Origin of the sequence: Gilliamella sp. B14448G11, assembly GCF_016101765.1 — a bacterium.
Lineage (GTDB): Bacteria > Pseudomonadota > Gammaproteobacteria > Enterobacterales > Orbaceae > Gilliamella > Gilliamella apicola_N.
This window is the reverse complement of sequence record NZ_JACFPX010000010.1, coordinates 19,440-35,271: the sequence shown is the minus strand read 5'-3', so window position 1 is coordinate 35,271 and position 15,832 is coordinate 19,440. Positions and strand designations below refer to the sequence as shown.

General features: G+C 35.0%; 14 protein-coding genes. 3 read left to right on the top strand and 11 right to left on the bottom strand.

Annotated features, from left to right (window positions below; translation table 11 throughout):
- Positions 1-59 precede the first annotated feature (59 nt).
- From H3S88_RS08090 to cyaY, 3 genes are all read left to right on the top strand, one after another.
- Positions 60-857, top strand: coding sequence for a hypothetical protein (locus H3S88_RS08090; RefSeq protein WP_198226638.1), 798 nt, complete (start codon positions 60-62; stop codon positions 855-857).
- Positions 858-1,382: a surface-adhesin E family protein gene (locus H3S88_RS08085; RefSeq protein ID WP_198226636.1), complete on the top strand. Its 525-nt coding sequence runs from the start codon at positions 858-860 to the stop codon at positions 1,380-1,382.
- A gap of 101 nt (positions 1,383-1,483) precedes the next feature.
- The gene (cyaY, locus tag H3S88_RS08080; RefSeq protein ID WP_198226634.1) at positions 1,484-1,795 is read left to right on the top strand and encodes an iron donor protein CyaY; all 312 of its coding nucleotides are present in this window, start codon (positions 1,484-1,486) and stop codon (positions 1,793-1,795) included.
- A 76-nt stretch (positions 1,796-1,871) separates the two neighbouring features.
- On the opposite strand, the gene uvrD is transcribed toward cyaY, so the two are convergent.
- The 11 genes from uvrD to H3S88_RS08025 all read right to left on the bottom strand — a co-directional run bounded on the left by uvrD (position 1,872) and on the right by H3S88_RS08025 (position 15,831).
- Positions 1,872-4,115, bottom strand: coding sequence for a DNA helicase II (uvrD, locus tag H3S88_RS08075; RefSeq protein ID WP_198226632.1), 2,244 nt, complete (start codon positions 4,113-4,115; stop codon positions 1,872-1,874).
- A 187-nt stretch (positions 4,116-4,302) separates the two neighbouring features.
- Positions 4,303-5,016: a 5-amino-6-(5-phospho-D-ribitylamino)uracil phosphatase YigB gene (gene yigB, locus H3S88_RS08070; protein ID WP_198226630.1), complete on the bottom strand. Its 714-nt coding sequence runs from the start codon at positions 5,014-5,016 to the stop codon at positions 4,303-4,305.
- Positions 5,016-5,939 (bottom strand): tyrosine recombinase XerC, encoded by a 924-nt coding sequence (gene xerC, locus H3S88_RS08065; RefSeq protein WP_198226628.1) that lies wholly within the window; start codon positions 5,937-5,939, stop codon positions 5,016-5,018. The genes yigB and xerC overlap by 1 nt, the downstream gene beginning before the upstream one ends.
- Before the next feature lie 8 nt (positions 5,940-5,947).
- Positions 5,948-6,622 (bottom strand): DUF484 family protein, encoded by a 675-nt coding sequence (locus H3S88_RS08060; RefSeq protein ID WP_370528596.1) that lies wholly within the window; start codon positions 6,620-6,622, stop codon positions 5,948-5,950.
- Between the two features lie 193 nt (positions 6,623-6,815).
- A complete protein-coding gene (dapF, locus tag H3S88_RS08055) occupies positions 6,816-7,640 on the bottom strand; it encodes a diaminopimelate epimerase (protein ID WP_198226624.1) in 825 nt (274 codons plus the stop codon).
- 126 nt (positions 7,641-7,766) lie between these two features.
- Complete coding sequence (gene lysA, locus H3S88_RS08050; RefSeq protein ID WP_198226622.1) at positions 7,767-9,017, bottom strand: diaminopimelate decarboxylase; 1,251 nt, start codon at positions 9,015-9,017, stop codon at positions 7,767-7,769.
- An 11-nt stretch (positions 9,018-9,028) separates the two neighbouring features.
- Positions 9,029-9,169 carry a lipoprotein gene (locus H3S88_RS08045; RefSeq protein ID WP_198226620.1) on the bottom strand — a complete coding sequence of 47 codons (141 nt, stop codon included), beginning with the start codon at positions 9,167-9,169 and terminating at the stop codon, positions 9,029-9,031.
- Between the two features lie 795 nt (positions 9,170-9,964).
- Positions 9,965-12,055: an ATP-dependent DNA helicase RecG gene (gene recG / locus H3S88_RS08040; protein WP_198226618.1), complete on the bottom strand. Its 2,091-nt coding sequence runs from the start codon at positions 12,053-12,055 to the stop codon at positions 9,965-9,967.
- 5 nt (positions 12,056-12,060) lie between these two features.
- Positions 12,061-14,169 carry a bifunctional GTP diphosphokinase/guanosine-3',5'-bis pyrophosphate 3'-pyrophosphohydrolase gene (spoT, locus tag H3S88_RS08035; protein ID WP_198226616.1) on the bottom strand — a complete coding sequence of 703 codons (2,109 nt, stop codon included), beginning with the start codon at positions 14,167-14,169 and terminating at the stop codon, positions 12,061-12,063.
- A gap of 19 nt (positions 14,170-14,188) precedes the next feature.
- Positions 14,189-14,479: a DNA-directed RNA polymerase subunit omega gene (gene rpoZ / locus H3S88_RS08030; protein ID WP_025315037.1), complete on the bottom strand. Its 291-nt coding sequence runs from the start codon at positions 14,477-14,479 to the stop codon at positions 14,189-14,191.
- A 137-nt stretch (positions 14,480-14,616) separates the two neighbouring features.
- Positions 14,617-15,831, bottom strand: coding sequence for a CinA family nicotinamide mononucleotide deamidase-related protein (locus tag H3S88_RS08025; RefSeq protein WP_198226614.1), 1,215 nt, complete (start codon positions 15,829-15,831; stop codon positions 14,617-14,619).
- Between the last annotated feature and the right edge of the window lies 1 nt (position 15,832).

Sequence of the window (15,832 nt, the reverse complement as noted above, 5' to 3'; positions counted from 1 at the left end):
ACACAACTATACATAACCATACACATTAGCAGAAGAATTACTTAAAAAGGGCCTCCTCCATGTTCATTAAAAAACTGTTTGTGCTTATTTGCTCTTCACTAATTTCTTTTGTGGTTTATGCACAAGACCAAACTATATTAAATGAAACAAATAAAGTAGTTGATTCTTTTTTTCAGTGTGATAATCAATTTTTCAAGCAATTAGCAATAAGTAAAGACACTTTCGGTCAGTATGCGGATTTAGCCACTATTGATAACTTTGCTTATATTGTTGTCGATTCGGTTGAATATAATAACAAAAATAAGGTGATATTTAAAAAAACAATTGAATACAAAGGGTTAAATATTGTAGGCTATCAAAATATCTTTATCCCTACCCCATTATCTGGTCAATTTTATTATTGGGGATTTATTTTAGACAATAAATCACAAGACGTTAAACAGTCGCTTACTAATATTAATTGGTTAAATTTTAACGAAAAAATTTATTTTGCTAATCCTAAAATTTATGATCGCAAAAGTAAAAATCAAACTTGGTTAGATAACCCTTATTCAATTGACATGGTGATACCAAAACCGGGTACTGTTGAAAAGTCCTTATATTTAGAACCGATTACAGATAATCAAAGTCGTATAATTTGCTCAATACAAGGAGACATTGATAAAAAAATTCTCTATTCAGTACGCCCAGATATGAAACCCATCGACAAGGAATATGAAGCAAAGCGTAAAAAACGAATTGAAGATTATAACCGATTAAAACAAAAAGAGAATCAAGAAAAACTGAAATCCCAGCAAGAAAAAGATATTAATCAAAAGTTAATTATAACTAATTCAAAAAATGGGGATAAAATCTAAATGAAAAAATTATATTTGTTATTTATTCTCTTTTCTTTTTCAGCTTTAGGTAATGATTTTAACACTTCAGCTTCAACCAGTAATAATAAAAGTAATACAAGTAACTCTCATGAAACAAATGAAAATTTAAAAGATTCGCGCATTGGGGAACAATTTATCCCAATGACTAAATTTAATGAAGATAAATCGATAGGTTATTCATTTATTGATAGAAGTTCCATTGTTCTTCATCCCTATAATAAAAAAATTCGAGTATTTAATGAGGTAGTGAATTTTATTCCTCCACTCACGCAAGAAAATAGTGAAGGTGAAAAAATCACATACCGATCAATTGTGATTCAACATTTCGCAAACTGTGACAAGAAAGAAATCGCGAAAGGGATTATCCAATTATTCGAAAATTACTTTGGCGATGGTCGTTTGGTGAGTACCAATGACACTCCTAACCGATGGGCAAATGCAATTGACAATAATGAACAACGTCGATTGTTAATTGTTGCTTGTTCATTATCTATTGCTCATTAAATATTACTGATTTTTTGTTGATATCTGACTGCCACTTCTTGTGGCAGATAGTTATCGATTATGCTAATATCATTTCACACATCAATATTGATTAATTTTCTATGAACATCACTGAATTTCATGCTATTACCGATCAACTATTTAATAAGATCGAATTATTTTTAGATCACTTTGCCGAAGAACAAGACATTGACATTGATTATGAAATAAATGGTAATGTGATTACCATAACTTTTCCCAATTACAGTAAAATTATCGTCAATACTCAAGAACCTCTTTTCCAAGTTTGGCTAGCGACAGAAAAACAAGGATATCACTTTGATTATTCGGAAAATGAGTGGGTATGCACTCGCACTAAGCAATCATTTGATAAAATCTTCTCACAATCAGTAACGGATCAAGCGACAATATAACGACAAAGTTCTAAAAATAGGTAAGGCAAATTAAATTTTTGCCTTTATTATTACTCAAGATTTCAAGATTTCAATATTAAAGTAAAGTAAGATTAGCTAATTTAATCACCAACCATTTAACCCCTTCATCAACAAAGGCAATTTGAACGCGTTTATGATCACCTTCGCCATCAAGATTGATAATGGTGCCTTCTCCAAAGCGATGGTGTTTAACTTTTCGACCTAAAATATAACCATCACTTTCGCGTTGTTTTTCAAGATAGGATTTTTTACGATCAAGAATAAACTGCTCATTTTTACTGAGGTCTTTATTGTTTAGATCATTCGATTTAAACTCAGATGAGGTGATCATACCTCGGTAACTAACTTCGTTTAATCTATCAACCGGTAATTCCGCTAAAAAACGAGAAGGTAAATTACGTTCTTCGCGGCCGTAAAGTCGTCTTAATTCACATAAAGTTAATGTCAAATGTTTTCGAGCGCGAGTGATACCAACATAGGCTAAGCGTCGCTCTTCTTCCATGCGGTCATTATCTTTCACTGAACGTTGTGCAGGAAAGAGGCCTTCTTCTAATCCGACAATGAAAACATTATCAAATTCTAATCCTTTAGCTGAATGCAACGTCATTAACTGCACTGAATCTTGAGCTTTGACAACATCGCGGCTTTCTAGTGAGGTAAAAGCTAAAAAGGACTCAAGTACTGTGAGTGTTTTACCCGTTACATTATCCTGAATAACCGTGTTTTCATTGTTATGGAAAAATTGTTCCGCAGCCGACACCAGTTCTTCAAGATTTTCTAATCGTGATTGTCCTTTAATTCCTGGCTCTTGCTCATACATTTGCTGTACACCAGATAATTTAATCATTACATCAAGCTGCTGATAAAATGGCAACTGTCTCACTTCTTCATGAATTGATGCCATCAATTCAAGAAAACGACTCAAACCTGAACGCTGTCTTTCAGTTAACGCATTTGTTTGGATTAACATTAAACAAGCATCCCATAATGAAAGATTATGTTGTTTAGCAGTAAGCCTCACTTTATCAAGTGTAACATTACCAATACCGCGGGTTGGAGTATTGACGGTCGCTTCAAAAGCCATATCATTGCTGTGATCATGCAGTAAACGCAAATATGCCAGTGCTAGTTTAACCTCTTGCCGTTCATAAAAGCGTATTGAACCATAAATTTGGTACGGTAATCCTGCTTGTAATAAAGTATCTTCAAAAATACGCGATTGAACATTATTACGGTATAAAATGGCACAGCTTGAATATTTATCACCTTCTTCATGACGTTTTTTGATTTGACCAATTACAAATCTTGCTTCATCAATATCATTAAAACCGACATAGAGTGAAATCTTTTCACCTTCGCCACTATCCGTCCATAGGTTTTTACCTAAGCGATTTTGATTTTTGGCGATTAAAATGTTAGCCGCATCTAAAATATTACTGGTTGAACGATAGTTTTGTTCTAGACGGATGATTTCGGTATCTGGATAATCATTAATAAACAATTGTAAGTTATCGGCATTAGCACCACGCCAGCTATAGATAGATTGATCATCATCACCAACAATCATGACGTTAGCGGTATCACCAGCCAATTTTTTTACTAATCGATATTGAATTAAGTTCGTATCTTGGAACTCATCAATTAAAATATTAGAAAAACGCTGATGACAATAATTTAGTACGTCATGATTTTGGTTAAGCAGTTCATAAGCTCGTAAAATTAATTCCGAAAAATCAACATATCCAACTCTGTCACAAATTGCTTGATAATCTCGATAGATGGTTTGCCACATTGCTTGCTTAGGATCTTCAGGTGCGATGTCATTAGCTCGTAATCCCATCTCTTTTTGATTAGAGATAAAAGCGGCACACTCTTTCGCTGACCACTGTTTTTCATCAACTTTAAGCTCTCGAAAAATTCGTTTAATAAGGCGAATCTGATCTTCCGAGTCAATAAGCTGAAAGTTGGAAGGTAAGTTGGCTTGCTGTGAAAACATCCGTAACAAACGATGAGTTAATCCGTGAAAAGTACCAATCCACATCCCACTAAAATACCCTTCGCCAACTAATGCTTGGATACGCTCTTGCATTTCAACCGCCGCTTTATTCGTAAAAGTTACGGCAAAGATGGATTGGGAAGAGTAATGTTTTTCCATGCACAGCCATGCAATTCGGTGAACTAAAACACGTGTTTTACCACTTCCAGCACCTGCAAGTACAACAGTATATTGGTTATCGGTAGTCACTGCATTTTGTTGTTCGGTATTGAGGTCTTCTAATAATGATTTTTTAATTTCCATTATATTTAAACCTATTTTGGTTATAACAAATACGAGTTGGTTTCAATTTCATAAGCATTACAAATATATTCATTGTGTATCTAAATATTGTTTATTGACTGTAAATAAATAGGATACAAAGAAAGGTTTTTAATTAAATGTAAATCCTACTTAGTCTCACTGTCTATTTATACAGATATTTACAAAATTATAACAGATTATCCAATTCAGGCAATTGGCTTATCTCAATATGGGGTAAACATCGAGCATCGGCAAGATGAAGAATATCTTGATTAAAGATATTTATCCAACAGGCTAATAAACCATTATTGATGGCACCATTCACATCGGTTAACAAGTTATCACCTACATGTAATATGTTACCTGCTGGTACACCCAATTTGGAAATCGCTAAATTAAAAATTTCAGGAAAAGGTTTTGAGCGTCCATCAGCACCCCCACGTAAAGAAAATTGAAAGTAATCACTTAATCCAATTTTATTAACCTCAACATTACCATTAGTGATCACCGCTAAAGGAACTTTGGATGCTAATTTAGTTAATAAGGCGTGAGTCGACGGTGGAACATGCATTTTATGACGCCAAAAATTAAATGTATCCATTGTTTCGTCAATAATGTTTGACCATTTTTCTGATGGAATTTTTGCCTTATTTAAAAGAGATTTGATGGTTTCAATTCGCCAAACTACAACATCATGATAAATTTCTGGATTCGCAGCAAGCACCGATTTTTTCTCTAAATGCAGTGCTGATACGGTCAAATGCTGTAAACCCTCATAACGCTGTAAATATTTGACAATTTCCTCTTCGGATTTTTCAACAATGTCACTATTATCATACAAAGTATCATCCAGATCGAAAGTGATTGCCTTAATTGTGTTCATGGAACGATAAATATGCATTACTTGTTTCCTCTTTTCGCTCTTGGATGGGTAGAATCATAAACTTCAGACAGATGTGAAAAATCTAAATGAGTATAAACTTGTGTGGTCGATAAATCTGCATGACCTAACAACTCTTGTACGGCTCGCAAATCACCACTCGATTCTAACATATGAGTGGCAAATGAGTGCCGTAATTTATGCGGATGAACATGCACTGATAATCCGCGTTTAACGCCCCATTGTGCAAATCGTTTTTCGACATTACGAGGGGAAATGCGTTTACCTAATTTGGAGATAAATAAGGCATCATCCTTGGGGTCCAATAAATTACGCATTGATAACCAATTATTAATCCATTTAATAGACTCATAACCTAAGGGTAATTTTCGCTCTTTGTTCCCCTTACCCATCACTCGGACTTCGCCCTCATTCAAGTTCAATTCACGGCAATTAAGATTGACTAATTCTGACAATCGTAGACCTGAACCATACATAAGTTCAAGCATTGCTCTATCGCGTACTGAAAGGGGATCATTATAATTAATATCGAGCAATTGATTAATTTCATCAATATCAATATTTTTAGGAAGATGTTGCCCTAATTTAGGATTTAAAACACCACGAGCGGGATTGGCACTAATAGATTCATTTTTTATCATCCAATCACAAAAACTGCGTAGCGCCGATAACCTTAAAGATAAACTTCTTGCCTGTAAACCGGTTCGTTTGCTATGACTAATTAATAATCTTACTGCTGATGAATCTACATCCTGCCATTTGGTGATGCCCACTTCTTTTGCGATGGCGATAAGCGCATAAAGCTGACGTCGATAATTGACTTGGGTATTTAGGCTAAGCTGTTTTTCCGATTTTAGATAATTTAAAAAACGATCAACCGGTTCGGTTAGTAAACAAAGATTATTTTGAGAGGATTGAATCATAACTTACCTTATTTTTTTCGCATAACCCATTTTTCAATTAATATAGGTAATAGTTGACTCACTTTTTCCAATAATAGTGTACCTTGTTTTTCTTGATAATGATGCGGATCAGAACTGGTAAACATTAAGATCCCCAAATCACCAAATTGTCCTAATAAGGATAAAGCAACAGAACCGATATAATTACGTTCAGATAATAAAAAATCCAGTTCAGTAGTATTTAATGGACCTAGATATTGGTTACTATATTGTAGATGCCTAACTCGAATAAAATCAAAACCTGAACGATTTAAAGCATAGTGTTGATATTTTGAAGGAGCGTTAATTAACCATTTATCATCAAAAAGATATAAATAAGCACCATTAAGACCCAACGATTTTGCCCAATTTTTTAATATTTGTACCAATTCATTAAGATCATCAGCTTTAAATATTTGAATTTGCAGATCCATAAATTGATTAAACAACAATTCATTAGAACGCGCATATTCCATTAACAAAGTTATTTCAGCCTCAAGATGACTAATTTTATTGCGCTGCCTTGCCATTTGCCATTCAGGGAGTGAAACGCCTCCTCTAATTGGGTGAGCAATGCGCATATTTTCAAAAAGACTGGCGTTTCTAATAAAAAAATCTGGATTGTCATTCAAATATTGACTAACCATCTCATCATTCAATTTCATTTTACGAATTGTTGGTTTTGTATTTTTTGTTTTATAAGATTGTGTTGTTTTAGCAACCATGCTGAATCTCTGTTATAACCGATATGACACACTAGGCCAAAAAAATTACTTAAACTCATTAAAGTTAATCTTTTTAAATAATTTATTAACCAAGAATGAAATTTTACTAATCGACTTTACTAGCAAACCAAATTTAAATCGCAATAAATCCATCGTAAACATGCGTAGCGGGGCCTGTCATGTAAAGCGGTTTATTTGCTCCTTGCCATTCAATGACTAACTTACCCCCAGGCAGGTTTACTTTAACTTTGCTGTTAAGCAATCCTTGATTAATACCAACCGCGACAGCAGCACATGCTCCAGTTCCACAAGCTTGAGTTTCACCAACACCACGTTCAAATACGCGTAAATTGATATTATTACGATCGATAATATGCATAAAACCAATATTGGCTCGCTCAGGAAAACGTTCGTGCGACTCCAATAATGGACCTAATTTTTCTACTTCTGCGGTAATGACATTATCCACTTGAAGAACACAATGGGGATTACCCATTGAAGCAACGCCACATAATATTGTGCGTTCTTGGGCGCGAATGATGTATGTTTTTTCTTCTTTGATTGCTTTAAATGGTACTTTGTTCGGCTCAAAAGTAGGCTGCCCCATATTGACTCTTACCGTCTCATCATCATTAACAGTTAACACAATATTACCTTTCATCGTGCTAACTTTTAAAGTGCGTTTTTTAGTCAAACCTTTTAAGCGAACAAAACGCGCAAAACAACGAGCTCCATTTCCACACTGCTGAACCTCACTACCATCAGCATTAAAAATTCGATAATGAAAATCGGTATCTGGAGCATAAGGAGGTTCAACAATCAAAAGTTGATCAAAACCAACTCCAGTATATCTATCGGCAAGACGTTTAATCATTTCAGTCGAAAGATGAACATTTTGGGTTACCGCATCAATGACCATAAAATCATTTCCGAGTCCATGCATTTTTGAAAAGTTCATCTATTTCTACCTTCTATTGAAAAAAACATAATTATCTATTGAGTTATATAACCTAATAAGGTCATCACAATGACTGATGAATGAAACCCTATCACTGAATTTCTAAATCATCAGAAATTTTATTTATTATAGAGATTCACCTCGCCATAAATCGTCAAATGACTCTCGCTGGCGAATAATTTTATGTTGTTGCTCGCCAATTAGCATCACCTCTGCAGGTCTTGGGTGACTGTTATAATTCGATGCCATACTAAATCCATAAGCACCAGCACTACAAACCACTAACAAATCATCTTGTTGAACCGAAAGCTCACGTTGATAAGCCAACACATCACTTGATTCACAAATTGGGCCGACGACATTATATATCAAGGTCTCATCTGATGATTTTGGTTCTTTTGCTGGTAAAACTCGCATCCAAGCGTCATATAGGGCTGGTCTAATTAAATCGTTCATACCCGCATCGACAATGGCAAAATGATTACCATCTTGATGCTTAGTATATTCTACTTTTGTAATTAATAGTCCCGCATTGGCCACAATACAACGACCCGGCTCAAAGAGAAGCTCAACATTAGCGTATTTGGCAAATTTCTTTTTCAACTCAGTAACAAATTGTAAAGGGGATATGGTTTTTTCATCATTATAACAAACACCAAGTCCACCACCTAAATCAATATGTTCAATATTAATGTTATTAGCGTTTAATTCGTCAACTAATGCCACAATACGATCAGCCGCATCTAAAAATGGCGATAATTCAGTTAACTGAGAACCGATATGACAGTCAATGCCTGCTATTTTGATATTCGATAATGATTGGGCTTTACGATACACATCCAATGCTAACTGATAGCTAATACCAAATTTATTTTCACGTAATCCGGTTGAAATATAAGGATGAGTTTTGGCATCAACATCGGGGTTAATTCTTAACGAAATTGCTGCAATCTTATTTAATCTTTTAGCAATATCATTGATTCGGTAAAGCTCAGGTTCGGACTCAACATTAAAACATTTGATACCCACTGTCAGTGCACGTTCAATTTCAACAATTGATTTTGCCACACCAGAAAAGACAACTTTGTTAGCATCTGCCCCCGCTTTTAGCACGCGTTCCAACTCACCCTGAGATACAATATCAAATCCTGCGCCTAAATTTGCCAATTGTTTTAATACGGATAAATTACTGTTAGCCTTAACTGCATAACAGATTAAGTGGTTCGTATCGGTTAAAGCTTGTTGATAAGCTAAAAACTGTTTAGTGATATAATCTGATGAATAGACATATAATGGTGTACCATACTGCTCAGCTAAATCAGATATAGCAACTTGATTAGCAAATAATTGACCGTTTTGATAATGTAGAAAATCCATAAGCTATTCCATTATGATGTTTGGTTAATTGAATCCGAATCCATTGATGCTGTTGAGTTTTCAGCAGGCATATAAAGAGGTCCTTTCAGTCCACATCCCAATAATGTCAATGTAATTAAAAGTATAGAAAGTAATTTTATAGATGATTTCATAGAACATTCACAATTATTTCATTTGTACGATGCCGACTATATTACACGATAGCCATATCCGTGCAAAGCATAAATAATCAAATCGTTATATATTACTTTGATATCAAAAATATTCATTTGTTTACTTATGTTGAGTTAGGTTGCAACATTCAATCTAATTTTTAATTTTTTTGGATCAAATGAGTTTTTATGAACCGATCTACAACGACATCAGTTAAAAAATGGGTTTATCCAATTTTTTTACAAACCTACTTTTATTAAGTCAAAAAAAGAAGATCTTTTACTATGTCTGATTTTACTGATATATGCAGGTATTTAACGTTCGATCATAACAACTCATACCATTATCCCTGCCATTTTTTACTGAAACGTAGGTGTTACCTGAAACTTTTTTACAAACCTACTTTTATTTAGTCAAAAAAAGATCTTTTACTATGTCTGATTTTACTGATATATGCAGGTATTTAACGTTAAATCACTACAACTCATATTATCCTAACCATTTTTTACTGAAACATAGGTGTAACCTGAAACTTTTTTACAAACCTACTTTTATTCAGTCAAAAAACAAGATCTTTTACTATGTCTGATTTTACTGATAAATGCGGATATTTAACGTTAAATCATTACAACTCATACCATTATTCCAGCCATTTTTTACTGAAACGTAGGTGTAACCTGTAACTTTTTTACAAAGAAATTCCCAAAAAGAAATCATTTATAAAAAAGATCAGCCATATTAGAGTTATATTTAATCTGATTGATTAGGCTTAAAAAATAAATAATCGTTTAGCACTAAGCATTAATGTATTTTTGACGATCTGGAAGCCAACAAGCTATTAATTGCTGAGCGACTTGTGGGTAGTTTTGTTGTAGATAGTTAGATGTTTTTTGTACTTCACTAATCAGATGTTGATCACGAATTAAATCAACGATTTTAAAGTTTGCCACACCCATTTGACGAGTCCCTAAAATTTCACCACTGCCACGAATTTCAAGATCTTTTTGGGCAATAACAAAACCATCATTGCTTTCACGCATGACTCTCATTCGGGCTTGAGCGACCTTACTAAGTGGAGCTTGGTACATTAAAACACAATGAGAAACGGCACTACCCCGGCCAACTCGCCCACGTAATTGGTGTAATTGAGCTAATCCCAGTCGTTCAGCATTTTCAATAATCATCAAACTTGCATTGGGTACATCAACACCAACTTCAATTACCGTTGTTGCAACTAAGAGTTGAGTGTTACCAGCTTTAAAGTTTTGCATCACCAACTGTTTTTCATCTGATTTCATTTTGCCATGTATTAATGCAATGGATAAATTAGGTAATCGCTCACGCAATTCTTCAACTAACATTTCAGCAGCTTGGGCATCAAGTGTTTCTGACTCTTCAACTAAGGTACAAACCCAATAAACTTGCCGTGCACTTAAACAAGCTTGATTGACTTTTTCAATAATCTCATCTCGGCGAGAATTAGGAATAACGACCGTTGTAACAGGCGTGCGACCAGGTGGTAACTCATCAATCACCGAGACATCTAAATCAGCATAGACAGTCATTGCCAACGTTCTTGGGATCGGTGTTGCCGTCATAATTAATTGATGAGGATGCATACTTTCTTTTATACCTTTTTCCCACAATGTCAATCGCTGATTAACACCAAAGCGGTGCTGTTCATCAATAATCACCAAGCCTAAAGCTGCAAATTCCACTTTATCAACAAAAACAGCATGCGTACCAATTAACATAGTGATATTGCCACTTTGTACGCCTTCATAACGCTGCTTTTTATTTTTTGCAGTTAAACGCCCAGATAACCAATCCACAGTGATGCCAAGGGGTTCAAACCATTGTTTAAAATTGTTATAGTGCTGCTCCGCTAATATCTCGGTCGGTGCCATTAAGACGACTTGTTGATTATTTTCTATGGCATTTAATGCCGCCAATGCAGCAACTAAAGTTTTACCTGAACCCACATCCCCTTGAATTAAACGCATCATTGGAATAGGTTTAGCCATATCTTTATAAATATCCCCAACGACACGTTGCTGAGCATTCGTAGGACTAAAAGGTAATGATGCTAAAAAAGGTTTTATAAACTTCTGACTTGTATGCATGGCATAAGCTTGTTGCTTTTGATTATCGACTTTCAATAGCAACATACTTAAGTGATAAGCAAGTAACTCTTCAAAAATAAATCGTTTAATCGCACAATGCTCACCAGTGACTAATTGATTAATATCGGTATCAATTGGTGGATTATGAATGATATTTAATGAATCTAACGCGGGTAAAAAATGGCTCGCTAATTGAGGAGGTAAAATCTCAGCAGGAGGATTACGTTTTAACAGTAATAAAGCAGATTGAATTAACTTACGAATCACATTTTGAGTTAACCCATAGGTTGTCGGATATATAGGGGTATATCTTTCCTGACTCGCATCGGCTAAGGCATTATCTTCACGACTTGCTTTAACTTTATATTGTGGATGAATAATTTCTGGATAATTTTTTCCACTTTTTATTTCACCGTAAGCACTTACCCATTTTCCTTGAGCCAAACTTGCTTTAATGCCAGCATTGAAATTCATAAATCTCAATATCGCTATGCCTGATTCATCCTGAATATGACAAACTAACATTTGTTTGCGTTTTAAAATCACTTCGGTTTTTATAATACAACCTTCAATCGTGGTATGTTCGCCAATAGCTACATCACCAATAGCACATGATGAAGAGCGATCTTCATAACGTAAGGGAAAATGGAATAATAAGTCTTGAATGGTATCAATACCAAGGGTATGGAATTTTTTTTCTAAACTACTACCAATTCCACTTAATTTAATTAATGGAATGTGATTGAAAAAACGGTTTACCATAATAATTAATTGATATTGCGAGTCACACTCACAACATCTTGTTGTAAAGACAATTTGCGCATTAATTCATTAAGTTGTTGAGCGTTTTTTACTTCAATTTGTAAGATGATAGTATAAATTTGTCGATCTTTTTCTTCCGTATTTAACCATTGTAAATGAGCTTTTTCATCATTTATGATGGAAAGAACATGACCTAATGATCCTTGATTATTTAAAATATCTACCCAAATTTCAGCAACAAAGAACTGGTCAATATTTGTCGCCCATTTAAGAGGAATATACTTATCAGGATTATTTTGATAACCTGTTATATTACGACAAGATTCATGATGTACGGTTAAACCTTTTTCTGCACTCACATGACCAATGATAGGGTCATTAGGTATTGGATGACAACATTTTGAAAAAATAACTAAAACACCTTCACTTCCCGTTATCACTAAAGTTGAACTTGGATCAGATTGATCTTGCAATAATTCATTATGCTTTAAGCCTTTGGCAATAAAGTGACTCATAATATTACCTAAGCCAATTTCAGCCAACACATCATCAAAGGATTGTAATTTGGTAATTTGTAAAATTTTCTTGATCTGTTGATCAGTAAGAGCTTCAATTCCACCTGTGTTAACTAGTGCCAAATTGAGTAATCGACGTCCTAGCTCCATGGCATCTTCACGTTTTAACGATTTCAACGCTTGACGAATACGCGATCTTGCTTTGGCGCTTACCACGAAACTGAGCCAGCGAGCATTAGGTCGAGCCTCAGGTGAAGTAATAATTTCAACCGTTTGACCATTACTTAATGGTTGGGATAGTGGATAAGGTTTGCGATCAACAATTGCACCAATACATTGATGACCAATATCTGTATGGACTGCGTAAGCGAGATCAACGGCCGTTGCCCCTTCAGGTAATTGAACAATGCGGCCTTTAGGCGTAAAGACATAGATCTCTTTAGGAAACAGATCCGATTTCACATTTTCAATAAATTCATATGAGTTACCAACACTTTGTTGCAGCTCTAATAAGCTTTGCATCCAGCGTTGAGCCTTAATTTGGGCCGTAGTATGCGTAATCTCATCTTTTTCATTATATACCCAATGAGCAGCTACCCCCATTTCAGCCATTTGATCCATATCTTCAGTGCGTATTTGCACTTCTACTGGAGTACCATGAGGACCAATTAACGATGAATGTAACGATTGGTAACCATTAGCTTTAGGAATGGCAATATAATCTTTAAATCGGTTAAGACGTGGTTTATATAGATTATGTACTAAACCCAGAGCTCGGTAGCAGGCATCAACATCTTTAACGACAACACGAAAAATATAGATATCCATGATTGAGTGAAAATGCTGTTCACGCATTTGCATTTTCTGATAAATCACATAGATATTTTTTTCTAATCCTTCCACGACTGCATCAATATGAGCATCGGCTAAACGTCCTCTAATTTCTGACAAAATTTGCTTAATAAGTTCCTTTCTGGTGCCACGAGCGACATCAACGACTTTTTCTAAAACTTTTGCGCGATTAGGATGCATCGCGGTAAAGCCCAATATTTCAAGCTCAGTTTTAATATGATGAATACCTAAACGATGTGCTAAAGGAGCATAAATCTCTAATGTCTCTTTTGCTATGCGACGGCGTTTATCGGGTCTTAATGAGCCCAGTGTTCGCATATTATGGGTACGGTCAGCAAGTTTAATTAAAATAACGCGCACATCTTCGGTCATGGCGAGAACCATTTTGCGAAAATTTTCAGCTTGTGCCTCTTGTCTGTTGCGAAATTTTAATTTATCTAATTTAGAAACACCTTCAACTAAGATAGCAACGTGTTTACCAAATTTTTCCGTTATATCTTGAAAGGTGACAGGTGTGTCTTCAATAGTATCATGTAAGAGTGCAGCGATGATTGTTTCATAATCCAGTCGCATATCGGCTAAAATTGTCGCAACCGCAACTGGATGAGTGATATAAGGTTCACCGCTACATCGGAATTGCCCGTCATGCGCCTTTTGAGCAAAGAGATAAGCATCTTGAATAATTTCAACTTGTTTAGCTGGAAGATAAGATGTGACAACCTCTTTTAAACCATCAAAATATTGCATAAGCAATTCTCATCAGAATTTATTCGTACGAGGGAGTATTATCAAGAAGAATCGATTCATGAAGTGCAGAACGAACTTCCGCTTCTTCATCTTGACGAGCTTGGAAATCAGCAGTATCAAGAATTTGTTTGTTGACAAGGCCATCTTCAATTTCACGTAACGCAACAACGGTTTCCTTGTCGTTTTCTTCTGGAATTAATGGCGATTTATTTTCAATTTGTAATTGACGAGCACGTCTTGCTGCAACTAAAACGAGATCAAAGCGATTACCAATTTTTTCTACTGCATCTTGGACAGTTACACGAGCCATTTTTACCTCTAATTTGTTTTACTAAATTGCTTTATTTGAAAGATCTATTATTGTACTTAATTTTGTAGCAAAATGTCCATATTAATATTATTTTTAAACCCAAGCTAGCTGGATTTTTTACAAAAAACTATCAATCGTTATTCAATCAAATCTAACCAAACATTCGTACCAATAATTGGCATGTTTTCAAAATAGCGGCGTAAAGCATCTAAAGCGATTGCACAAAGAATTTTTTGAGTGATGTGACGATTCTGTTGTCGACCTGTGTATCTCAAATTAAATTTCAAAAACTGCTGTGACGTAGCTATGATCAAGGTAAATTCCGTATTCCTTTCTCTAAAATTAACTAGCCCAAGTACGATATCAGCCCTATTTTTAGTTAATATGTCTAAAAAATAGTCTTTAGAATCCTCAAGAAACAATGGAACGATTTCCGACTTAACCAGCGGCGCTTCACACTCAAATAATTGATGAGCAATAACGCCTGCTGATTGTTGTTCAATAACAGCGATGGTTTGATTTTTTTCGAGTAAAATTCTGGAAACAAGCATTGCTAAGCCTAGATCGCCATGTTGAGTTAAAACACCTTCATACAAGAAGTTGTTAGCCACAATTGATTTAATTTGTTGCCATAACTCATCCATCTTATTTCTTTGTTGTTCTGACCCCGTTAATTTCAGTTCAATCATTGGCATTGCTGCTCGATATCCAACTACAATATCAGTTGGTATATTTAGTTTATTATCAATTTTCGTTGCTAAATCACTTTCTGTTTGTCCCATGGTCATCAGTCGATAACATAATTTCTTTTCTAATGTTGGAAAGCTTAATTTAATTTCAGGCAAAATTGAGGTTTTAACCATTTCTTTAAATTCGCTCGGGACACCAGGAGTAAAATATAAAAGGCACTGATTGATCCGCATTTTAAAGCCACATGCTGTTCCCATAGGATTATCAATTAAAGTAGCACTTTGGGGTAACATCGCCTGCTTTATATTACTTGGCGACATCGTTTTACCACGGCTTGAAAAATATTGCTCAATTTTATCCACCCACTCTTGATGCAATATAAGGGATTCGTGATTGGCTAATGCTGCTGCCTGTGCACTTAAATCATCACTTGTTGGCCCTAAACCACCGTTTACAATAATAATATCATTATCTAAACTATGTTGTTTAAGTGTGTAAATAAGTTGCGTTAAATCATCGCCAACCGTGTGTCTGGAAGTCATTAAGATGCCTTCCTGAAAAAGCAATTCAGACAACCACGCCGCGTTGGTATCAATTATTTGCCCATATAAAACCTCATCACCAGTACTGAGCATTTCGATCTTAATTATTTTTTTATTCATA